The 21,246-nt window shown below is 37.2% G+C and carries 22 protein-coding genes; 9 read left to right on the forward strand and 13 right to left on the reverse strand.

The genetic code is table 11. From position 1 onward, the window contains the following. Window positions 1-23 precede the first annotated feature (23 nt). Window positions 24-335 carry a flagellar hook-basal body complex protein FliE gene (gene fliE, locus J3U36_RS08830; protein ID WP_267378490.1) on the forward strand — a complete coding sequence of 104 codons (312 nt, stop codon included), beginning with the start codon at window positions 24-26 and terminating at the stop codon, window positions 333-335. A gap of 92 nt (window positions 336-427) precedes the next feature. On the opposite strand, the gene fliT is transcribed toward fliE, so the two are convergent. Genes fliT through fliD form a run of 3 tightly spaced genes read right to left on the reverse strand, consistent with a single transcriptional unit; the run spans window position 428 to window position 2,616 of the window. Continuing rightward, window positions 428-775: a flagellar protein FliT gene (gene fliT / locus J3U36_RS08835; protein ID WP_267349948.1), complete on the reverse strand. Its 348-nt coding sequence runs from the start codon at window positions 773-775 to the stop codon at window positions 428-430. 14 nt (window positions 776-789) lie between these two features. After that, on the reverse strand, window positions 790-1,170 hold the full coding sequence (fliS, locus tag J3U36_RS08840; protein WP_267378493.1) for a flagellar export chaperone FliS: 381 nt from the start codon (window positions 1,168-1,170) through the stop codon (window positions 790-792). 12 nt (window positions 1,171-1,182) lie between these two features. After that, window positions 1,183-2,616, reverse strand: a complete 1,434-nt coding sequence (fliD, locus tag J3U36_RS08845) for a flagellar filament capping protein FliD (protein ID WP_267378496.1) — start codon at window positions 2,614-2,616, stop codon at window positions 1,183-1,185. A 333-nt stretch (window positions 2,617-2,949) separates the two neighbouring features. Between fliD and J3U36_RS08850 the strand changes: the two genes are divergently transcribed. The 8 genes from J3U36_RS08850 (at window position 2,950) to flgL (ending at window position 10,427) form a co-directional block, all read left to right on the forward strand. Then, on the forward strand, window positions 2,950-3,762 hold the full coding sequence (locus J3U36_RS08850) for a flagellin (protein WP_267349944.1): 813 nt from the start codon (window positions 2,950-2,952) through the stop codon (window positions 3,760-3,762). Between the two features lie 181 nt (window positions 3,763-3,943). Beyond that, window positions 3,944-4,660 (forward strand): RNA polymerase sigma factor FliA, encoded by a 717-nt coding sequence (locus J3U36_RS08855; RefSeq protein ID WP_267349942.1) that lies wholly within the window; start codon window positions 3,944-3,946, stop codon window positions 4,658-4,660. A 191-nt stretch (window positions 4,661-4,851) separates the two neighbouring features. After that, window positions 4,852-5,172 carry a flagellar transcriptional regulator FlhD gene (gene flhD, locus J3U36_RS08860; RefSeq protein ID WP_411590504.1) on the forward strand — a complete coding sequence of 107 codons (321 nt, stop codon included), beginning with the start codon at window positions 4,852-4,854 and terminating at the stop codon, window positions 5,170-5,172. 13 nt (window positions 5,173-5,185) lie between these two features. Then, window positions 5,186-5,788 carry a flagellar transcriptional regulator FlhC gene (gene flhC / locus J3U36_RS08865; protein ID WP_267378508.1) on the forward strand — a complete coding sequence of 201 codons (603 nt, stop codon included), beginning with the start codon at window positions 5,186-5,188 and terminating at the stop codon, window positions 5,786-5,788. Between the two features lie 59 nt (window positions 5,789-5,847). Beyond that, the gene (gene motA, locus J3U36_RS08870) at window positions 5,848-6,732 is read left to right on the forward strand and encodes a flagellar motor stator protein MotA (RefSeq protein ID WP_065558125.1); all 885 of its coding nucleotides are present in this window, start codon (window positions 5,848-5,850) and stop codon (window positions 6,730-6,732) included. A gap of 2 nt (window positions 6,733-6,734) precedes the next feature. Beyond that, window positions 6,735-7,631, forward strand: coding sequence for a flagellar motor protein MotB (motB, locus tag J3U36_RS08875; protein ID WP_267360993.1), 897 nt, complete (start codon window positions 6,735-6,737; stop codon window positions 7,629-7,631). A gap of 181 nt (window positions 7,632-7,812) precedes the next feature. Continuing rightward, window positions 7,813-9,456: a flagellar hook-associated protein FlgK gene (flgK, locus tag J3U36_RS08880; RefSeq protein ID WP_267378511.1), complete on the forward strand. Its 1,644-nt coding sequence runs from the start codon at window positions 7,813-7,815 to the stop codon at window positions 9,454-9,456. Between the two features lie 14 nt (window positions 9,457-9,470). After that, window positions 9,471-10,427 (forward strand): flagellar hook-associated protein FlgL, encoded by a 957-nt coding sequence (flgL, locus tag J3U36_RS08885; RefSeq protein WP_267378514.1) that lies wholly within the window; start codon window positions 9,471-9,473, stop codon window positions 10,425-10,427. 222 nt (window positions 10,428-10,649) lie between these two features. On the opposite strand, the gene J3U36_RS08890 is transcribed toward flgL, so the two are convergent. From J3U36_RS08890 to J3U36_RS08935, 10 genes are all read right to left on the reverse strand, one after another. Then, window positions 10,650-11,519 (reverse strand): hypothetical protein, encoded by an 870-nt coding sequence (locus J3U36_RS08890; RefSeq protein WP_267385876.1) that lies wholly within the window; start codon window positions 11,517-11,519, stop codon window positions 10,650-10,652. Between the two features lie 11 nt (window positions 11,520-11,530). Next, entirely contained in the window at window positions 11,531-12,271 is a 741-nt protein-coding gene (locus J3U36_RS08895) for a hypothetical protein (RefSeq protein ID WP_267385877.1), read from the reverse strand. A gap of 2 nt (window positions 12,272-12,273) precedes the next feature. After that, window positions 12,274-13,143, reverse strand: coding sequence for a hypothetical protein (locus J3U36_RS08900; protein WP_267385878.1), 870 nt, complete (start codon window positions 13,141-13,143; stop codon window positions 12,274-12,276). 11 nt (window positions 13,144-13,154) lie between these two features. After that, on the reverse strand, window positions 13,155-13,895 hold the full coding sequence (locus J3U36_RS08905) for a hypothetical protein (protein WP_267385879.1): 741 nt from the start codon (window positions 13,893-13,895) through the stop codon (window positions 13,155-13,157). Window positions 13,896-13,897: 2 nt separating this feature from the next. Then, window positions 13,898-14,767, reverse strand: coding sequence for a hypothetical protein (locus J3U36_RS08910; protein ID WP_267385880.1), 870 nt, complete (start codon window positions 14,765-14,767; stop codon window positions 13,898-13,900). Window positions 14,768-14,778: 11 nt separating this feature from the next. Further along, window positions 14,779-15,519, reverse strand: a complete 741-nt coding sequence (locus tag J3U36_RS08915) for a hypothetical protein (protein ID WP_267385881.1) — start codon at window positions 15,517-15,519, stop codon at window positions 14,779-14,781. A 2-nt stretch (window positions 15,520-15,521) separates the two neighbouring features. Continuing rightward, complete coding sequence (locus J3U36_RS08920; RefSeq protein WP_267385882.1) at window positions 15,522-16,391, reverse strand: hypothetical protein; 870 nt, start codon at window positions 16,389-16,391, stop codon at window positions 15,522-15,524. 11 nt (window positions 16,392-16,402) lie between these two features. Beyond that, on the reverse strand, window positions 16,403-17,143 hold the full coding sequence (locus J3U36_RS08925) for a hypothetical protein (RefSeq protein ID WP_267385883.1): 741 nt from the start codon (window positions 17,141-17,143) through the stop codon (window positions 16,403-16,405). A gap of 1 nt (window position 17,144) precedes the next feature. Next, window positions 17,145-19,742: a hypothetical protein gene (locus J3U36_RS08930; RefSeq protein ID WP_267378620.1), complete on the reverse strand. Its 2,598-nt coding sequence runs from the start codon at window positions 19,740-19,742 to the stop codon at window positions 17,145-17,147. A gap of 611 nt (window positions 19,743-20,353) precedes the next feature. Then, entirely contained in the window at window positions 20,354-21,223 is an 870-nt protein-coding gene (locus tag J3U36_RS08935) for a hypothetical protein (protein ID WP_267385885.1), read from the reverse strand. Window positions 21,224-21,246: the final 23 nt, after the last annotated feature.

Raw genomic sequence — 21,246 nt, forward strand, 5'->3', positions numbered from 1 at the left:
AATAAGATTAAAATTTTAACCACATGAATACTTTAAATAATTTTGACAATAGCGTTCTCTCATCGATAAAATCCCCCAATCTGCTTGAAAAGAAACAATCAATTTCCAATCAATCCGGTTTTGCCACTGAACTAAAAATGGCGTTGGATTCTATTAGCCAAACGCAAATACAGGCTCAAAATCAAGCAAAAGCGTTTGAACTGGGTGAACCCAATATTGCCTTAAATGAAGTTATGGTGAATATGCAAAAATCGACGGTTTCACTTCAATTTGGTATTCAAGTTCGTAACAAACTTGTTGCGGCTTATCAAGAAATCATGAATATGAATGTTTAATATGCATTAAACATTGATATAAGTGCAAGATCGTTAATGTCTAGTCATTATTTTCAATCTTGCACTTAGCAAATATTTAATAAATTTATCTGTTAAATTAAGTTAGCGACGTGTTGGTAATTTTCAATTTTACTCTGTTGACGGACTTTTTCTCCGATTAATTCCCCTAATTCAGCATGCCGTGTGGTAACTAATTGGCTGATTTGCTGTTGATAACTTAAGATATTTTGAATATACATTCGTACTCTATCTTTACATTGCGTGGGAACGTGTTCGGTAGTTAAGGTACCGTCAAGTTCTATTATATTTTCAGATAATTGTGAGTATTGATTTTGCCAACTCAGTAACGTATTCCAATCTTCCTTATGTGCGCTGATTAACATTTGTTCTGTCACATAATCAAGTTGTTCATAGTGTTTTAATAATGTTGTTCCTTTCATAACCATCTCTTTTTTTATTTTGCAATTTCACGCCAAGATTCAGCAATATTGTTGAGTAGGTCAAAACAGTTTTGTAGCTTATCTTGATCGTTATATAAATTAGCCAGTACTAATTGTTGGCTGATATAGTGATACAAGCGCTCTAAATTTTCGGCAATTTCGCCTCCTTTTTCTAAATCTAAACAGCTTTTTAGTCCGTTATCAACGATATTGATTGCTTTTGATATCGCCAGTCCTTTACCTGCTATGTTTCCTTTTTGAATGTATAATTTGGCAAGTTTGATCGCATTTAGTGCGCCATCATAGAGCAATACGATCAATTGATGTGGTGAGGCTTGGCTCACACATGTTTCTAAATTAACTTGCTCATAAGCTTGAGATCCTAATTTATACATTATTGTTAATCCTTATTTTTTCATGTTTGCCATCATTTCGAATTGGGTTGTTAAATAATTACTCATACTGTCTAATGAACTAATTAAAACATCTAATTTAGTAAATTGAACTCGATAGCGTTCGACGGTTTGTTCAATCGAATTGTTCACTTGTTCATATCGTTTATCTAACGATTTCAATGTTGAATTTAATCCTGTGGTGGCTGAATCAATCATGCCTTCACTATCTATAAATCCACTGACTTTATTAAATACTTCATTAGCAATACCGGTGGTCTCACCGTCACCGGTAAATAACGTAGCAACAGCATCACTATTTTCACTTAGCGCTTTTTTTAATTGATTTTCATTGATAGTAAGCGAACCTTTGTTATCCATGTTAACGCCAATTTGGGCAAGAACAGAAAATTCACCTGATTGACCCTTAGCAAAGATTGAACGAATACTTTGATCGATATTACGTAGCGTAGAATCACCAATTAGTGGACCATTATTGTTGCTTAACTCGTCAGAATTGGTCTCTTTAGCGGTAAATTGAGTCAGGCTTGAAATGGTTGATTGTAATTGATTAAATGCTTCAACCCATTCTTTTATTGCCGTTTCTGCTTTTTCATTATCAGCAGTAATAGCTAAATTTTGACTGGTCGTGGTGGTTGCTTTTAAGGTGATATCAACACCTTCAATCACTTCTTTAATGGTATTTGAAGCACTTGTTATGGCAACACCATTAAATGTTAATTTAGCATCTTGCGCTTTAGCAACTTCTACCATATTACTTGTGTCGGGTTGCTGATGATTAAATCCAATAATCTTATTGAGTTTTTCATCGTCCGACGAAATTGACGTAATGGCTTGTTGTTCACCGGTTTCTTTCGATGTGATAACTAATTGATAACTATCTGAACCACTGCGAACAATCGCTGCACTCATGGTTGAATGACTAGTTGTCCCATCTTCATTAACCACTTTGGCATTATTAATGGCGTTGGCAATGGATTCTAATGATGTTTCGTCCTTAGACAGGTTAACTTCAAGTTTTTGACCATTAGCTTGTTCAATGGTAATGGTTCTTGTTTCATTGTCATTACCTAAATTTGTGTTTTTATCATTAATGGCTGATGTTGCAATACTGTGTGAAGTTGCCAGCTGATCAACAGTCACCGCATAATTACCCAATGCCGCTTTATTATTAACTGTTGAGGTAAAATAATTGTCATTACCTGCTGATGCTCGACTATAAAAAAGTTCTTTTTTTTGTAGTTTTTCAGTCGCAGAATTAAACGAGCTCAACGCATTTTTTAACTTACCGAAGCCACTGATTTTGGCATTAATCGCTTTTTGTTGAGCGGTGATCGGGGTTAAACGTGTTTTTTCAACGGATTCTAACTGACTTAATACTTCATTAAGATCGATACCAGAACCAATCCCTAAAATGCTCATTGCCATAATTTTTTGCCCTTATTTAATCACTATTTATCAACCATAACTTATCTAGCTGTTATATCGGCTTTTGGCATAAAAAGTTTAGAAGAAATTTGTGATTGATTGCTGGTTTTAAAAAAATTAAAAAATAAAATATCTTTCTTATTGATTTAATAAACTGAATTATAAAAAGATATTTTAACTATGGGGTTTACTTTTAGTTTGATAACACAACAAAAAATAAAAATTATTAAAGTTTCCTATTTTGCTACCGATAAGTTAATTATCAGCAAATATATTGGACATCTTGCTTCAATATGCCGTTGATTTGACTAATCATATTAAGGAGATAAAAAAATGGCACAAGTAATTAATACTAATACTATGTCTTTAATGGCAAAAAATAACCTGAATAATTCACAAAGCGTTCTAGGTACAGCAATTGAACGTTTATCATCTGGTATGCGTATTAACAGCGCAAAAGATGATGCGGCAGGTCAAGCTATTGCTAACCGTTTTTCATCAAATATTCGTGGTTTAACTCAAGCTGCTCGTAATGCTAATGATGGTATTTCACTTGCACAAACTACTGAAGGTGCATTAAACGAAATCAATAACAACGTACAACGTATTCGTGAGTTAACTGTTCAAGCTGCAAATGGTACTAACTCTCAAAGCGATTTAGTATCAATCCAAAACGAAATCGATCAACGTTTACAAGAGATCGACCGTGTTTCTAAACAAACTGATTTCAATGGTTCAAAAGTATTATCAGAAGATAAAACCCTTAAAATTCAAGTAGGTGCAAACGATGGTGAAACCATTGAAATCAATTTGAAAAAAATCGACAGTACTGAGCTTGGTTTAGCGGGTTTCAATGTTTCTGATAAACCAACTGCCGATCCATTAAAAACCCTTGATGCAGCGCTTTCTAACATTGATGCATTACGAGGTCAATTAGGTGCGGTGCAAAACCGTTTTGAATCAACTGTAACTAACATCAACAACACAGTAAACAATTTAAGTTCTGCACGTAGCCGAATTGAAGATGCGGATTATGCAACTGAAGTTTCAAACATGACTCGTGGTCAAATCTTACAACAAGCAGGTACTTCAGTTTTAGCACAAGCAAATCAGGTGCCACAATCTGTACTTTCTTTATTACAGTAAGAGTTAAATCTATCTGATATTCTACTCAATTGAATTGTACAACATAGTAATAACGGTATTTTTGATATCGTTATTACTAATAATCATAATTACCTCTTTTTTATATCTTTATTCATCACATTAAATCCATTTGTTAAGGACATAATAGTATTAAGCATATTTTTAACCTTGGCTCCTAAAAATGGATGATAGCTTATATAACTCGCAAGGCATAATTAATCAAGTCGACTGGCAACAGTATATCCATTTAGTTCGTAATGAAGCATTAAAATTAGCCGTTCGTCTGCCTACCACAATTGAACTCGATGATTTACTGCAAGTTGGTTACATCGGCCTGTTAGATACGATAAAGCGTTATGATGTATCTCAAGGCTATACGTTTGCCACTTTTGCAATACCGAGAATAAAAGGGGCAATGTTAGATGAACTCCGTAGTCGGGACTGGCTACCAAGACAAACTCGGAAAAAGATTAAAGATATTACTCAAGCCATTAATCAACTGGAACAGAAACTCGGTACCACACCCAATGATCACCAAATTGCAGAATATTTGCAATTATCGATTTCTGAATATCGTAAAGCGTTGTTGGATTCAAATTGTAGTCAAATCTGTTCTTATGACGAAATGCAGAAAAAATTAGGGGATAACATCGATGCTATTGTCGATCATGGTGAAGATAGTGATCCTTTTTCGACTATTATCAATGACGAAATTCGTGACCAAATCGCTCGACAAATTGATAAGTTACCCGAAAAAGAAAAGATGATTTTAGCCCTGTATTACCAAGAGGAACTGAATTTAAAAGAGATTGGAAAAGTCATGGATATTAGTGAGTCACGAGTCAGTCAACTACATAGTCAAGCGATAAAAAGAATACAAAGTAAAGTGAAACCATAGAAAAATAAAAATAAACTGCGTAAAACAAAGCGTAATTAAACGAAAATAAATTGAAATGATTTTTTTATTGACCTTTCTCGTTTAAAAATGTAATTTTATGTGTAAAAAAACAGTTAATAATAAATTTTGATTGTTTTTTGTTTTTTTACTGCGAAATAAAATAAATAGGATTGGTGATTAAATTGGGTAATATACTAGAAGACGATATTCTTAAATGTATACATCATTTAAATCTTTCAACATTATTGTTATGCCAACGAATGCTTGAAAAAGACAAAGCGATGGCGATGTTTAGATTAGGTATTGATGAAGAAACTGCTGACGCAATAAGTAATTTAACTACATCACAAATGTTAGTGTTATCTGAAACAAATCAATTAACATTTCAATTACGATTTGAAAATTCAGAAATGATTAAAAAACTAACTGAAGATTCTCGGATTAGCGATATTAAACAGATGCATACAGGGATTCTTTTATCTAGTTTACTGTTAGATTCAATCAATAAGTAGGTAGGTAATTAAGATGAGATGTACAAGTATCGTTCAATCATATAAAGAAGTCCAACTCGCTATTCGTTTAATTTCACTCGGCGCCAGAATTCAAATGCTTGAAAGTGAAACAAATCTTAGTCGTGGTAAGTTGATAAAACTGTATAAAGAAATTCAAGGTTGCCCGCCACCGAAAGGATTGTTACCGTTTTCAACAACATGGTTTATGACATGGGAACCGAATATCCACTCAAGTATTTTTTATAATGCTTATCATTTTTTAGTGAAACATGGCACCAAACCCGGAATACAATCGATTTTAAAAGCTTATCAGCTTTATCTTGAACAATGTCCGGCTCATAATGAAGAGCCAGTATTAGGATTAACTCGAGCTTGGATATTAGTTAAATTTGTTGAAAGTAAAGTGATGCAACAATCATGCTGTAAAGAGTGTAAAGGGCGTTTTATCACGCATGCATACCAACCACACAACAGTTTTGTTTGTAGCTTATGTCAACCACCATCACGGGCAGAAAAAAATCATAAGACACATCAAGAAAATCAGGCTAAATGTTTGCAAGTGCTATCTGTCGCTCATGGTTTTAATTCAGAGGTTGCAAAGCAGTTAGCAAGTTAAATAAATATTAGGAATATCAGTCCTATTTACTGTTATTTTATGGAGAAAGAAGAAAGCCAATGCTAATCATTATAGGATATATTGTTGTTATTGCCTCTGCTTTATTAGGTTATGTACTTAGTGGTGGTTATTTAGCAGTACTTTTTCAGCCATTAGAATTTTTGATTATTGGTGGTACGGCTATCGGCGCTTTTATTGTCAGTAATGAAAAAAAAGTGATCAAAAAAACGCTCAAAGCATTAGGGCAGTTATTTAAATCATCCAAATATAATAAAGCATTATATTTAACGCTAATTAATTTAATGTACACCATTTTAACTAAAATCCGTCAAAGTGGCGCACTATCGATAGAAGGAGATATTGATAATCCACATGAAAGTGAATTGTTTAAGCAATATCCGCTTATTTTAGCCAATCCTCGAATTTTAGATTTTATCACTGATTACTTGCGTCTGATGATTAGTGGCAATATGGATGTTTATGAAATCGAAGCCCTAATGAGTGAAGAAATTGAAACTTATGAACATGAACTCGAAAAACCGGTTAGTGCGATTTCAAGTATTGGTGATGGCTTACCAGCTTTCGGTATTGTTGCTGCCGTTATGGGGGTCATTAACACTCTAGCTCAAGCCGATAGACCAGCAAGTGAACTGGGTGAACTGATTGCACATGCGATGGTAGGAACGTTTTTAGGTATTTTATTGGCTTATGGTTTTGTTTCGCCTTTAGCTGCATTGTTAAAGCAACGAAATTCAGACACGGTCAAAACTCTTGAATGTACCAAAGTGATATTGATCGCCAGTATGCATGATTATGCGCCACAAATTTGCATTGAATTTGGTCGCAAAATGATATTTTCTGATGAACGACCATCTTTCTTTGAATTGGAAAAATATATTCAAGACGTGAAAGATAAAAATGCCAACTCAACCGAAAATAATTAACAATGAAAGATAACTCAATAAGAATTATTACTCGCAAAAAGTCAGGGCATGGAGAAGGGCATCATGGTGGTTCGTGGAAAATCGCTTATGCTGACTTTATGACCGCCATGATGGCGCTGTTTTTAGTTATGTGGTTAATCGCAAAATCAACGCCGCAGGAACTACAAGGAATTGCTGAATATTTTAGAACACCGTTACTTATGGGGCAAAATGGCGGTCAAAATATCAGTGATAGTGAAAGCCCGATACCTGGCGGTGGTGATGATGTCACTCAGCAACTGGGTGAAGAAAAAAACGATATTGCCAATCAACAACAACAAAGCGAATTTGAAAAAAAACAACTCGAAAAGATCCAGCTGATTGAAACAGCACGTAAAATTTTTGAAATGTTTGAACTCGATCCTCGTCTAAAAAAATTAGCGCCTAATTTGATTATTGAACTCACTGAAATGGGGTTACGTATTCAAATTCTGGCATCAGATGATAAACCGATGTTCAATGTAGGCAGTGCGGTTATACATCCTGATATGCAAAGCATTTTGCATGCCTTAGCACCTATTTTAAATTCATTACCTAATAAAATAACCTTATCGGGTCATACCGATGAACGTCAATATGTCACTGGTGATAGAGGTTATAGTAATTGGGAGTTATCAGCTGACCGAGCCAATTCATCAAGACGAGAACTTATTGCAGGTGGATTAGATAAAAATAAAATTATTCGTATTGTTGCGCTTGCTGATACCGTGGGATTAAACAATCCACATTATAGTAAAGATGCCAATCGACGAATCAGTATTTTAATTTTAAATAAATCGGCACAACAATATATTGAGGATGAAAACAATATGACTGGCATTGATTTTTTAAAACAGGCTAAGCCAGTTAAACAAAATTAATCCTATCGTTATATTATGACAGGCATGAATCAAAAAAAATCTGCTGAATTGAAAATAAAAAAATAAAAATTCAAAAAAAATAGCAAAAATGATTAAAGCTTTAATGAATTGTGCCGATATAAAAATTAAGTTTACAAATAATCATGATGTTATTAACTAAGTTATATTAAGGAGTTTTTTAATGGCAAATTCATTGATGAATACTGGAATTAGTGGATTAAATGCAGCGCAAAATATGCTTAATGTAATTAGCAATAATATCAGTAATGCCCACACCGCAGGCTATAATCGCCAACAACAGATATTAACGCAGGCAAATGGTACTCATCATCATTTTGGTTTTGTCGGTAATGGGGTTTCAGTGACAGCGGTAAATCGTGCATTTAACCAATTTGTTGTTGGGCAATTGCGACAATCGCAATCACAAAATGGATCGATTAAATCATATTATAATGAATTATCAAAAGTTGATAATCTTTTAGCTGAAAATGAAAACAGCATTTCATCGCAAATTAATAATCTTTTTTCTAGCTTAAATAAGCTTACGTCAAATGCGGGTGATGCCTCGACAAAACAATCGGTTATCAGTAATTTGACGTCGTTGGTTGGACAATTTAATAAAACCGAAAATAATCTTAAAAATCAAATTGCCAATATCAATACTGAATTAACGAATAATGTCGCTCAGGTTAATACTTATTTAGAGCAAATTGCCGAATTAAATCAAAAAATTTCAAAATTACAGGCCGTGAGTGGTGGTAATGAACCTAATGCCTTGCTTGATCAGCGTGATCAGCTGGTCAATGAATTGAGCGAAATTATAGGAATTACCGTGACGGAGCAAAATGGACAATATAATCTGTCGTTAGCTAACGGTTTAAGTTTAGTGCAGGGATCGTCGGTGAACTTACTATCTGTTCAACCGTCACAACAAGATCCTGCAATAAATACAATTGTTTACACGCATAATTCTGGTGCGACTCAAGAACTGACAAGTCAAAATATCGCATCAGGCCGATTAAATGGATTATTAACTTTTCGTGATGGACCACTTTCTCAAGCTCGCAACCAATTGGGCTTAATTGCACTTAATTTAGCTGAGCGTTTCAATGAAGTACATATGTCTGGCGTGGATATCAATGGTCATGCCGGTGAAAAAATGTTTGATTACCGTCAACCAAGTAGTATCACCAATGCTAAAAATCAAGGTAATGCTGCCGCTAAAATCAATTTTGATTCAGTCACCGAAGTTAAAGCCTCGGATTATAAAATTGAATTTAATGGTACTGATTGGGTTGTGACAAGACTGTCTGATCATCAAACTATTACCCCTCAAATTGAAGATGGCAAACTAATGTTTGATGGTTTATCAATTGAAATAACGGGTAATGCGGTGAAAGGGGACTCGTTTTTAATTAAACCTGTTGCTGATATCGCATCGTCATTAGCATTGTTAGTGACAGATGTGAATAAATTGGCAACCGGAATTAATGATGAAGAAAACGGTGCGGGTGATAACCGCAATGTGAGCAAATTATTAGACATACAAAATGAAAAATTAATTAACGGTACAACGACCTTAAACAGCGCTTATACCACGTTAGTTAACTATATTGGTAGTGAAACTCAAACCGCTAAAATTTCGGCACAATCAAGCCAAAATATAACGCAGCAGATTGACGAACAAAATCAATCAATATCGGGCGTAAATATTGAAGAAGAGTATATCTCTATGCAAGTTTATATGCAGTATTATCAAGCAAATGCTAAAGTTATTGATGTTGCAACAACGCTATTTGACACTATTTTAGGTTTAGCGAAGTGATAAAAGGATAAAAAATGCGTGTAAGTACCAATTCAATGTATCAAAAAAATTTAAATAGTATTTTAAACACCAACAATAAATGGCAAAAATCGGGGTTACATTTAGCAACGGGTAAAAAGATTTTATCGCCTTCTGATGATCCTATGGGCGCATCACAATCATTAATATTAAAACAAGCGCAATCTCGAAACGACCAATTTCAATCCGCGCGTGAAAGTACCGATAAGTCACTTAGTCGTCAAGATACTATCTTAAAAGAAGTTAATACTGTTATACAAAGTATTCAAGAAACATTGGTTTATGCCGGTAATGAAACGTTAAATGATGAAAACCGACGTGATTTGGCAAATAAATTACAAGGTTTAAAAGATCAGCTTGTCGCGTTAGCCAATTCAAAAGACACTAACGGCAATTATCTGTTTGCCGGTAATAAAAATGATACGCCTCCTTTTGTGGTTAGTGAATCTGGCGAAGTGAGTTATGTCGGTGGTACCACCACAATTAATATTTTTATTGATGATTCACGCGAAGTTCCACTCAGTTTTACCGGTCTTGAAGCCTTTATGACAGGCTCTACCGTTAAGTTGCCAGACGGATCGCCAGCAGAAAGTAATCTATTTGCGAGTATCGATTATGCGCTTGACGCGTTAAAGCTCGATTTAGATGACAATAATGAAGATACCATTAAGCAATATCGTGAAGGCTTATCTAAAGCAAGTTGTGGTGTTGATAACTCATTTGATAATGTTTCGACCCTTAGAGCTAAAGGCGGAACAGTATTACAAGAAGTCGAAAGATTAACAACACTGGGTAAAACGCTAGATATTGAGTTTGAAACGCAAATTAGCCAACTTGAAGATGTAGATTGGTACGATGCTATTTCAGAATACGTTATGCTTCAAGCTAATTTACAAGCAGCACAGTATACTTTTATGAGCATGCAAAGCATGTCACTGTTTCAAATGAAATAGTCGAGTGAAAACAGATAATAGTATTCATTTCTACTCATTATAACTAGAATATATATCCAACACGTTTAGGAGGCTTAAGCCTCCTTTTTTATGCCTCTGTTCTATAAGTCAATAATAACCCGTGGAATTAAATAGTTAGTTGCTAACTGACAAGGTTTAAATAGGGTAATGGCAAAAATCCTGCACCCTGCAAGGGGGGCATAAAGGCAATGATTAACATGACTATTTTTCCGCCCCGACTTCGCAACGAATTTTATCCCACCCTTGGTAAGGTTCGGGTTGGATATGTTTAATTGACTCAACCCGATTTTTATATTCCTGATTATCAATAAGCCTACTATAGGCACCAAAATTAGAGCCATCTCTAATTCGTTCATCAGAAAAAGCGGCGGAAGGATAATAAATTTGATAATTTCCTAAGCCTTGCTCATAATCTATTTTGTTATAACGATAAGATGCGCCAAATATTACCTCGCCGTTTTTTAATACAAAATAACCAGTATTGCCCGAAATGGTAATAGGAGTATTATAGTTTCTTGGTTCGTCATAAATTCCTTGAATTGGTGAATCATCAACACCAATAAAGAATTCCACTTCATCACCAGGTACCGCCGCCATGGGTGAAACCTCAGCAATAATAAAATGTTGTCCCCCATCAACCGAAACGGCAAAATCGGTTAAATTTTGGGTAGGAATGGCAATATACTGCTTACCGGGGTTGTAATAGTGATATTTAGGTAAGTCATAGGCGGTATAAAAACGCTCTTGAATTAAGGTGTGAATATTATTTTTATCGTCATGAAACCAAATATGCCCACTGCAATTTTCGCCTTGCAGTTCAAGGTAGCGGTCAGCATCATAGCGGTAAATTACTTGCCGTTTGGTGCTGACATAATAGAATGAATCATCCAGCACTTCACCGTTTTGGGCAAAGCTATAAAAAAGTTGATACCCGTCGCGCGGTTCGGGCTTAGGCGGCATTAGCGGCATGGGTTCGGTCGGGGGGAACGGGGCAATATCCGACAAAATGATCACCGAGCCGACCGGTATCACAACCAGCGTAATAAATAATGTTATTAATTTTTTTTTCATCCGTTTAATCCTTAATTGGCGGTGCCTAACCATTGTTGAAAGACTTCTAACAAGGGGTGGTTATCGGGCAAAATTGTGTCATTGTCATCAAAATCGCATTGCATTTTGTCCCAGCTAGTGTAGTCATCAGGAATAGGGGGAATGGTGTCAGGAATGATTTGGCTGCGACCTAATATTTTTTTATGTTGATCCCGTTTTGATAACATATAGGGTGCTTTGGTTCCAAAGGGGCGTTCCGAGGCATGCAAATTGCCATCTTTAGCTAAAATAAAGGTTTGGTCATTGACCACATCGTATTGGGGAGAATCATGATCGCCTAGCCAGTACCCATCCGCTAAATGGATGCTTCTAAAGGAACGCCCACCATCAATAGAAGTATCAATAGCAGACAGATCTGCTAAAGGAACAGAAATATAGTTTTTAGCGGGATGCCGATAAGGTTCGGTATAAACTCGTTGTGAGTGAGCCGCTAATTGGTAATAAACCTGTTCTTTATCATCAATAAAATAGACTTGACCTTGACAGCGGTAACCGGTTAATAGCAGATAACGGTTTTCGTCAAATCGATAGACAACTTGTGACGAGCTGACAACTTTGGGCTGGCGTAAATTATTGACTGGCGAAACCGCCCACACGCCCAATAAAAACAGCAGATAACTTGCTGCTTGTACCAGTTTATGACGTGGTTTAAATAGGGTAATAACAAAAATAATGCCCCCTATAAGGGTACAGATAAGGGCAAAGATTAACATGACTATTTTTCCGCCCCGACTTCGCAACGAATTTTATCCCACCCTTGGTAAGGTTCGGGTTGGATATGTTTAATTGACTCAACCCGATTTTTGTATTCCTGATTATCCATAAGATGGGAAAATGCACCGAATTTTGAGCCTTCTTTAATTCGTTTATCAGAAAAGGCTGCAGAAGGATAATATATCGGATACACTTTTAACCCTTTACCATAATCAATATCGTCATAATTATAGGATTCACCAAATATTACCTCGCCATTTTTTAACACAAAATAGCCGGTATTGCCTGAGATAGTAAGCGGTATATCACCTTTTATTGGATCAAAAAAAGTGTCCTCAATAGGCGAATCATCAACACCAATAAAGAATTCCACTTCATCACCGGGTACCGCTGCCATGGGCGATACTTCGGCCGTAATAAAATGCCGCCCACCATCAACGGACATGGCAAAGTCGGTTAAATTTTGAGTAGGAATGGCAATATACTGCTTACCGGGGTTGTAATAGTGATATTTAGGTAAGTCATAGGCGGTATAAAACCGTTTTTGAATTAAGGTATGAATATTATTTTTATCGTCATGAAACCAAATATGCCCACTGCAATTTTCGCCTTGCAGTTCAAGGTAGCGGTCAGCATCATAGCGGTAAATCACCTGCCGTTTGGTGCTGACATAATAGAATGATTTTTTCAGTACATCACCGTTTCGGGCAAAGCTATAAAAAAGTTGATACCCGTTGCGCGGTTCGGGTTTAGGTGGCATTAGCGGCATGGGTTCGGTCGGGGGGAACGGGGCAATATCAGACAAAATGACCACCGAGCCGACCGGTATTACAACCAGCGTAATAAATAATGTTATTAATTTTTTTTTCATCCGTTTGTTCCTTAATTGGCGGTGCCTAACCATTGTTGAAAGACTTCTAACAAGGGGTGGTTATCGGGTAAAATTGTATCGTCGGCATCATAATCACATTGCATTTTATCCCAGCCAGTGTAGTCATCAGGAATAGGGGGAATAGTGTCGGGAATGATTTGGCTGCGACCTAATATTTTTTTATGTTGATCCCGTTTTGATAACATATAGGGTGCTTTCGTTCCAAAGGGGCGTTCCGAGGCATTCAAATTGCCATCTTTAGCTAAAATAAAGGTTTGGTCATTAACCACATCGTATTGGGGAGAATCATGATTGCCTAACCAGTACCCATTCGCTAAATAGATGCTTCTAAAGGAACGTCCGCCATCAATAGAAGTATCAATAGCTGACAGATCAGCTAAAGGAACAGAAATATAGTTTTTAGCAGGGTGCCGATAAGGTTCGGTATAAACTCGTTGTGAGTGAGCCGCTAATTGGTAATAAACCTGTTCTTTATCATCAATAAAATAGACTTGACCTTGACAGCGGTAACCGGTTAATAGCAGATAGCGGTTTTCGTCAAATCGATAGACAACTTGTGACGAGCTGACAACTTTGGGCTGGCGTAAATTATTGACTGGCGAAACCGCCCACACGCCTAATAAAAACAGCAGATAACTTGCTGCTTGTACCAGTTTATGACGTGGTTTAAATAGGGTAATAACAAAAAAAATGCCCCCTATAAGGGTACAGATAAGGGCGAGTATTAACATGACTATTTTTCCGCCCCGACTTCGCAACGAATTTTATCCCACCCTTGGTAAGGTTCGGGTTGGATATGTTTAATTGACTCAACCCGATTTTTATATTCCTGATTATCAATAAGCCTATCATAGGCACCAAAATTAGAGCCGTCTCTAATCCGTTCATCAGAAAAAGCGGCGGAAGGATAATATATTGGGTACTCTTTTAACCCGTGCCCATAATCAATTTTGTTATAGCGATAGGATGCACCAAATATCACCTCGCCATTTTTTAACACAAAATAGCCGGTATTGCCTGAAATCGTAATAGGTGCGTTTCTTTTTCCTGGTTCGCTATAAATTCCTTGAATTGGTGAATCATCAACACCAATAAAGAATTCCACTTCATCACCGGGTACTGCTGCCATGGGTGATACTCTGGCTGTAATAAAATGCCGCCCACCATCAACGGACATGGCAAAGTCGGTTAAATTTTGGGTAGGAATGGCAATATACTGCTTGCCGGGGTTGTAATAGTGATATTTAGGTAAGTCATAGGCGGTATAAAACCGTTTTTGAATTAAGGTGTGAATATTATTTTTATCGTCATGAAACCAAATATGCCCACTGCAATTTTCGCCTTGCAGTTCAAGGTAGCGGTCAGCATCATAGCGGTAAATCACCTGCCGTTTGGTGCTGACATAATAGAATGAATCATCCAGCACTTCACCGTTTCGGGCAAAGCTATAAAAAAGTTGATACCCGTCGCGCGGTTCGGGTTTAGGCGGCATTAGCGGCATGGATTCGGTCGGGGGGAAGGGGGCAATATCCGACAAAATGACCACCGAGCCGACCGGTATCACAACCAGCGTAATAAATAATGTTATTAATTTTTTTTTCATCCGTTTGTTCCTTAATTGGCGGTGCCTAACCATTGTTGAAAGACTTCTAACAAGGGGTGGTTATCGGGTAAAATTGTGTCATTGTCATCAAAATCGCATTGCATTTTGTCCCAGCCAGTGTAGTCATCAGGAATAGGGGGAATAGTGTCAGGAATCATTTGACTGCGACCTATTATTTTATTTTTTTGATTTCGTTTAGTTAGCATATCCCATCCTCTGTAACCAAATGGCTGTTCTGATGCAAACAATGTACCATCTTTAGCTAAAATAAAGGCCCGGTCATTGACCACATCATATTGAGGAGAATCATGATCACCTAAATAGTTTCCAACGCCTAAATGAATATTTTTAAATGAACGCCCCCCGTCAATGGAAGTATTAATCGCAGACAGATCCGATAAAGGGATAGAAATATAGTTTTTAGCAGGGTGTCGATAGGGTTCGGTATAAATTTCCCGAGAGCCGGCAGATAAAAGGTAATAAACTTGTTCTTTATCGTCAATAAAATAGAGTTGACCTTGACAGCGGTAACCGGTTAATAGCAGATAGCGGTTTTCGTCAAATCGATAGACAACTTGTGACGAGCTGACAACTTTGGGCTGGCGTAAATTATTGACTGGCGAAACCGCCCACACGCCCAATAAAAACAGCAGATAACTTGCTGCTTGTACCAGTTTATGACGTGGTTTAAATAGGGTAATGACAAAAATAATGCCCCCTATAAGGGTACAGATAAGGGCAACGATTAACATGATTATTTTTCCGCCCCGACTTCGCAACGAATTTTATCCCACCCTTGGTAAGGTTCGGGTTGGATGTTTTTAATTGAATAAATCCGATTTTTGTATTCCTGATTATCCATAAGATGGGAAAATGCACCGAATTTTGAGCCGCCTTTAATTCGTTTATCAGAAAAGGCTGCGGAAGGATAATAGACGGGGTACATTTTTAACCCATGTCCATAATCAATTTTGTTATAGCGATAGGATTCACCAAATATTACCTCGCCATTTTTTAACACAAAATAGCCGGTATTGCCTGAGATAGTAAGCGGTATATCACCTTTTATTGGATCAAAAAAAGTGTCCTCAATAGGCGAATCATCAACACCAATAAAAAAATCGACTTCATCACCGGGTACCGCTGCCATGGGCGATACTCTGGCTGTAATAAAATGCCGCCCGCCATCAACGGACATGGCAAAGTCGGTTAAATTTTGGGTAGGAATGGCAATATACTGCTTGCCGGGGTTGTAATAGTGATATTTAGGTAAGTCATAGGCGGTATAAAACCGTTTTTGAATTAAGGTGTGAATATCATTTTTATCGTCATGAAACCAAATATGCCCACTGCAATTTTCGCCTTGCAGTTCAAGGTAGCGGTCAGCATCATAGCGGTAAATTACTTGCCGTTTGGTGCTGACATAATAGAATGAATCATCCAGCACTTCACCGTTTCGGGCAAAGCTATAAAAAAGTTGATACCCGTCGCGCGGTTCGGGCTTAGGCGGCATTAGCGGCATGGGTTCGGTCGGGGGGAAGGGGGCAATATCCGACAAAATGACCACCGAACCGACCGGTATCACAACCAGCGTAATAAATAATGTTATTAATTTTTTTTTCATCCGTTTAATCCTTAATTGGCGGTGCCTAACCATTGTTGAAAGACTTCTAACAAGGGGTGGTTATCGGGCAAAATTGTGTCATTGTCATCAAAATCGCATTGCATTTTGTCCCAGCCAGTGTAGTCATCAGGAATAGGGGGAATGGTGTCGGGAATGATTTGGCTGCGACCTAATATTTTTTTATGTTGATCCCGTTTTGATAACATATAGGGTGCTTTGGTTCCAAAGGGGCGTTCCGAGGCATGTAAATTGCCATCTTTAGCTAAAATAAAGGCTTGGTCATTAACTACATCGTATTGGGGAGAATCATGATCGCCTAGCCAGTACCCATCCGCTATATGGATGTTTCGAAATGAACGCCCCCCGTCAATAGAAGTATTAATCGCAGACAGATCCGATAAAGGGATAGAAATATAGTTTTTAGCAGGGTGTCGATAGGGTTCGGTATAAATTTCCCGAAAGCCGGCAGATAAAAGGTAATAAACTTGTTCTTTATCGTCAATAAAATAGAGTTGACCTTGGCAACGGTAACCGGTTAATAGCAGATAACGGTTTTCGTCAAATCGATAGACAACTTGTGACGAGCTGACAACTTTGGGCTGGCGTAAATTATTGACTGGCGAAACCGCCCATACACCCAATAAAAACAGCAGATAACTTGCTATTTGTACCAGTTTATGACGTGGTTTAAATAGGGTAATAACAAAAATAATGCCCCCTATAAGGGTACAAATAAAGGCTATGACGATCATGTTAACGCTCCTTTTTTGTGTCAGGCACAGGTTGTGGCCACTGTAGTTCAGGATCTATAAAAAACTCACAAATTTGGTTATCTAACACTCTAATTGCAGTTTTAACTACCCCTTTAACCATCGGATTAGGGATAAGGCTGGCTGCCCCACTGCTGCCATTGACTAATATCATTCTACCAATGGTTTTTACATTCTCATACTCATTAACGACATCCTCGGGTGGGTTGCCTTTCATAAAGTTCATTTTTTCTTTGATTTCTTTAGGTAAAATACCGTATCTTTGGTAATTTAACGTGTCTTTATCCATATTGAGTGGCGATCGCCAGTCGGCATCGTCAATTAAGCGTTGCCATTCACGCTTGCTTGCCATGCTGGCGGTGTTGACTTCACCTAAAGCTAAATCATACGCCATAATATGCGACGGTACCTGTTTGTGTAGGGTAATGCCAGAGTGGTGGCTGCTATCCACGGGTTCAGATGCTTTGGTTTGCACATCTTTATAAACCCCTTGTCTGATTTCGTCTTCATCAGGAAAACACCATACTTCGAACTTATAAGGGTCGTCGGTAAATCGGAAGTGGGCAACGTTTTTCCATTCGGGGTGTTCTGCTTCGCGATCTTTTCGCCATTGGTAATGGCCATCGATAGCATTGTTATATATTGCCGATCCTATCCATGACTTTTTGGGGCGATCCGGTCCCCGATAGTAAAATTCATATTTCGGGTAAGGCTTATAAAGTTCTGATTTCATATAATCACTTTTGTAATGACCATATTTATCTTTTTTTATAAACAGATCATGACAATAAATTGCCTTGGCTAACTCAGTTTGAGGGCTTTTTCCACAACCGGTATAAATTATGGGTTCGGGTACTTGTTCGCCATTAATAATGATTTTTTCTGTTGTATTAAATGTAGCATTTCCTAATGATCCTGTTTCAAATGGCGAATAAACGTTATTTTGCTTATCTTGCTTTAACTGTAATAAGATTTCTTCATCAAGTTGATAAAATAACATGATTTTATCCGTTGTTTTATCCCAGTTACCTCTGATAAAGCGACCGTTTTCGATCTTGTCGTGTTGATTGACTAATGCCAGTTCGTCATCGGTAAGACCAACATAGATCGTCACCACGTCGACATCAAATTCGTTTTTATATTGGTTATAAGTATCCGTATAGCGCTGATTGAGGGGTTCTCTATCTAAATATTTAGGAAAATCATAGACAAATGTGCCGTTCGATTCAAAACAAACTAATTTACTGGGATCTTCGCCCACTTTAATGCGATGGCTAAATACCCGCTGTTTTAAGTTGTCACCACACTGCTCAAATATTTTATTGGAAATGCCGCGCCACCCCATGCCTTGGACACTGCGCAGCGACACAACTTGATCGTTAGGGCTAAAATAGTTATACACTTTGCCAAAATTGTAACGCCCATACAGCGGATCGGTAAAATCGTAATAAGGCGTGTCAGGATTGAGTAAATCGGGTTTTGTTGGGGTCGATGCCACCCCTTTTTCGATTAATTCTTCTGGATTTTTATATTTCTTTTCTCTTAAAATTTGCCCTTCTTGGATAGCATTGACAAAATTGATAAAAGTCTGTTCCCGTGCTTTATTGGTTTGTACCCCCATGCCATGTTCTTTTGATTGCCCTTCAAAAAATGTGTAATCAAAGGCATATGGCGAGTGTGCCATAATCACGCAGTCTGCCGGTAAATAACCGTCATCTTTAAGCATCAGATTGGCTAACATGGTGATAATGGTCCCTTGGCTGTGGGCAACAATATTAATTGGCGCATGTTTAAACCTGTCATTATCTCGAATATTTCTGATTAGCTTGGCTAAGCGGTGGGCAGCAAAAACCATATAAATTCGGTGCGGATTATAATACGCTTTTGAACCCGTTTCTGACCCTAATTGGGCAATATAATTAGAAAACGATGTAAAACCAGGACCATACATATCGGGTATACAAGTGGTGGCGTCAGAAAACGGTCCTCCATTGCGCGTAAACAGGTTATCGATCCAGTTGCCAAAATTGTCATGATTTAATTTAGAAAACCCATACATGTCTTTCAGTTCTTTGGTTTCACGTTCAATCCAATAAGCATCATAGGGTAGTTCGGCTTTTTTTTCTTTTTTTAATCGTTCTTCATACGCTTTTTGTTCAGCGTAATAAGTATCGATATCAACCGGTCGATACCCCCAATAAAAAGGTATAACAGGTGAGTTACCCTTATGTTTTACTTCACTCGGTTTTAACGGCGGCTTAGTTATCTTGGATTCTGTCCATTCTGTAAACATTTGCATTCTGGGCGAAAAATTTTCATCGTCGGTTTGTGTCCATTCCCATTTATTGGGTTTCAAATCGTTACGTCCTAACCGTTTGTTTAATCCCGCACAAATGCCTTTATCTAAATTGGGGAATGCTTCGCCTACATCGTTAACACCATGAATTAAAATAACAATACATGGCAGTGGCGCAGGTACATCAACGACGCAGGTTTTCATGACATCAGTTGATTGTTCAGGTACACCAATTATGCCCTCAATCGTGGCAACGGCTTCATCAGCATTATTTTTATCCATCATAAATTAAATCCTTGAGTAATCTTTTCTATAATTGTTTTCATTTTGTTATTGTTAGTTTTGCTATTTTACTGTTTCATCCATACGCTTTTTTTCTATACTATTTACTAAATGCTCAATGCCATTAGATTGATTGTTTGAAATTATTGGTATCGCTATTGGTGGTTTTCAGCCAATTTTTAAAGTGGGTTACTATAAATTGATTGATTAATAAAGCGTTAAAGAAGGTGAGTTTTAGGTATAACCTGTCACGATTAATGACAGAAAGGCATGATATCGACAATTGATTAACGTTAACAAGGGTGAAGAGATGATCATTAAGCGACAAAATATCGATTAAAAAATTTTGCTTGTTTATTGTCGATTCCCTTGTGTTCATTGTGCATTCCTTTGGTGTTAATAGTGACAATTTTTTACCGAATAAAAAACTTATTATTGGTATGAAAATTAGCCTAACTAAAATACGTTTTTTTTTTCAACAATGCAACTTTTTTTGATTAAAATTATCGAGATAAGCGATTAAGAAATGTTGGTCATTATCCAAAAATGATGCTAATAACCAAGCAAAAATCCTGCCCCCTGTAAGGGGGGCATAAAGGCAATACTTAACATGACTATTTTTCCGCCCCGACTTCGCAACGAATTTTATCCCACCCTTGGTAAGGTTCGGGTTGGATATGTTTAATTGACTCAACCCGATTTTTATATTCCTGATTATCTAGAAGTCTTTTATAAGCACCAAACTTTGATCCATCTCTAATCCGTTCATCAGAAAAAGCGGCGGAAGGATAATAAAATTGGTTATATCTTAAACCTTGTCCATAATTAATATACTGATAATCATAGGATGCACCAAATATTACCTCGCCGTTTTTTAACACAAAATAGCCGGTATTGCCCGAAATGGGAATGGGAGTATTATATTTTCTTGGTTTGTCATAAATTCCTTGAATAGGCGAATCATCCACACCAATAAAAAAATCGACTTCATCACCGGGTACTGCTGCCATGGGGGATACCACGGCAATAATAAAATGCCGCCCACCGTCAACCGAAACGGCAAAATCGGTTAAATTTTGGGTAGGAATGGCAATATACTGCTTGCCGGGGTTGTAATAGTGATATTTAGGTAAGTCATAAGCGGTATAAAACCGTTTTTGAATTAAGGTGTGAATATTATTTTTATCGTCATGAAACCAAATATGCCCACTGCAATTTTCGCCTTGCAGTTCAAGGTAGCGGTCAGCATCATAGCGGTAAATCACTTGCCGTTTGGTGCTGACATAATAGAATGATTTTTTCAGTACATCACCGTTTTGGGCAAAGCTATAAAAAAGTTGATACCCGTCGCGCGGTTCGGGTTTAGGTGGCCGCAGTGGCATTGGCTCTGAACTTGGAAAAGGGGCAATGATTGATAAAATACCAATCAGTACAACTGGCACAGCAAATAACAAAATACATAATTTAACGAGTGTCTGTTTCATTGAAAAGTTCCTGATTTGGCAGT

Source organism: Gilliamella sp. B3817, from assembly GCF_026536705.1.
GTDB lineage: Bacteria > Pseudomonadota > Gammaproteobacteria > Enterobacterales > Orbaceae > Gilliamella > Gilliamella apicola_I.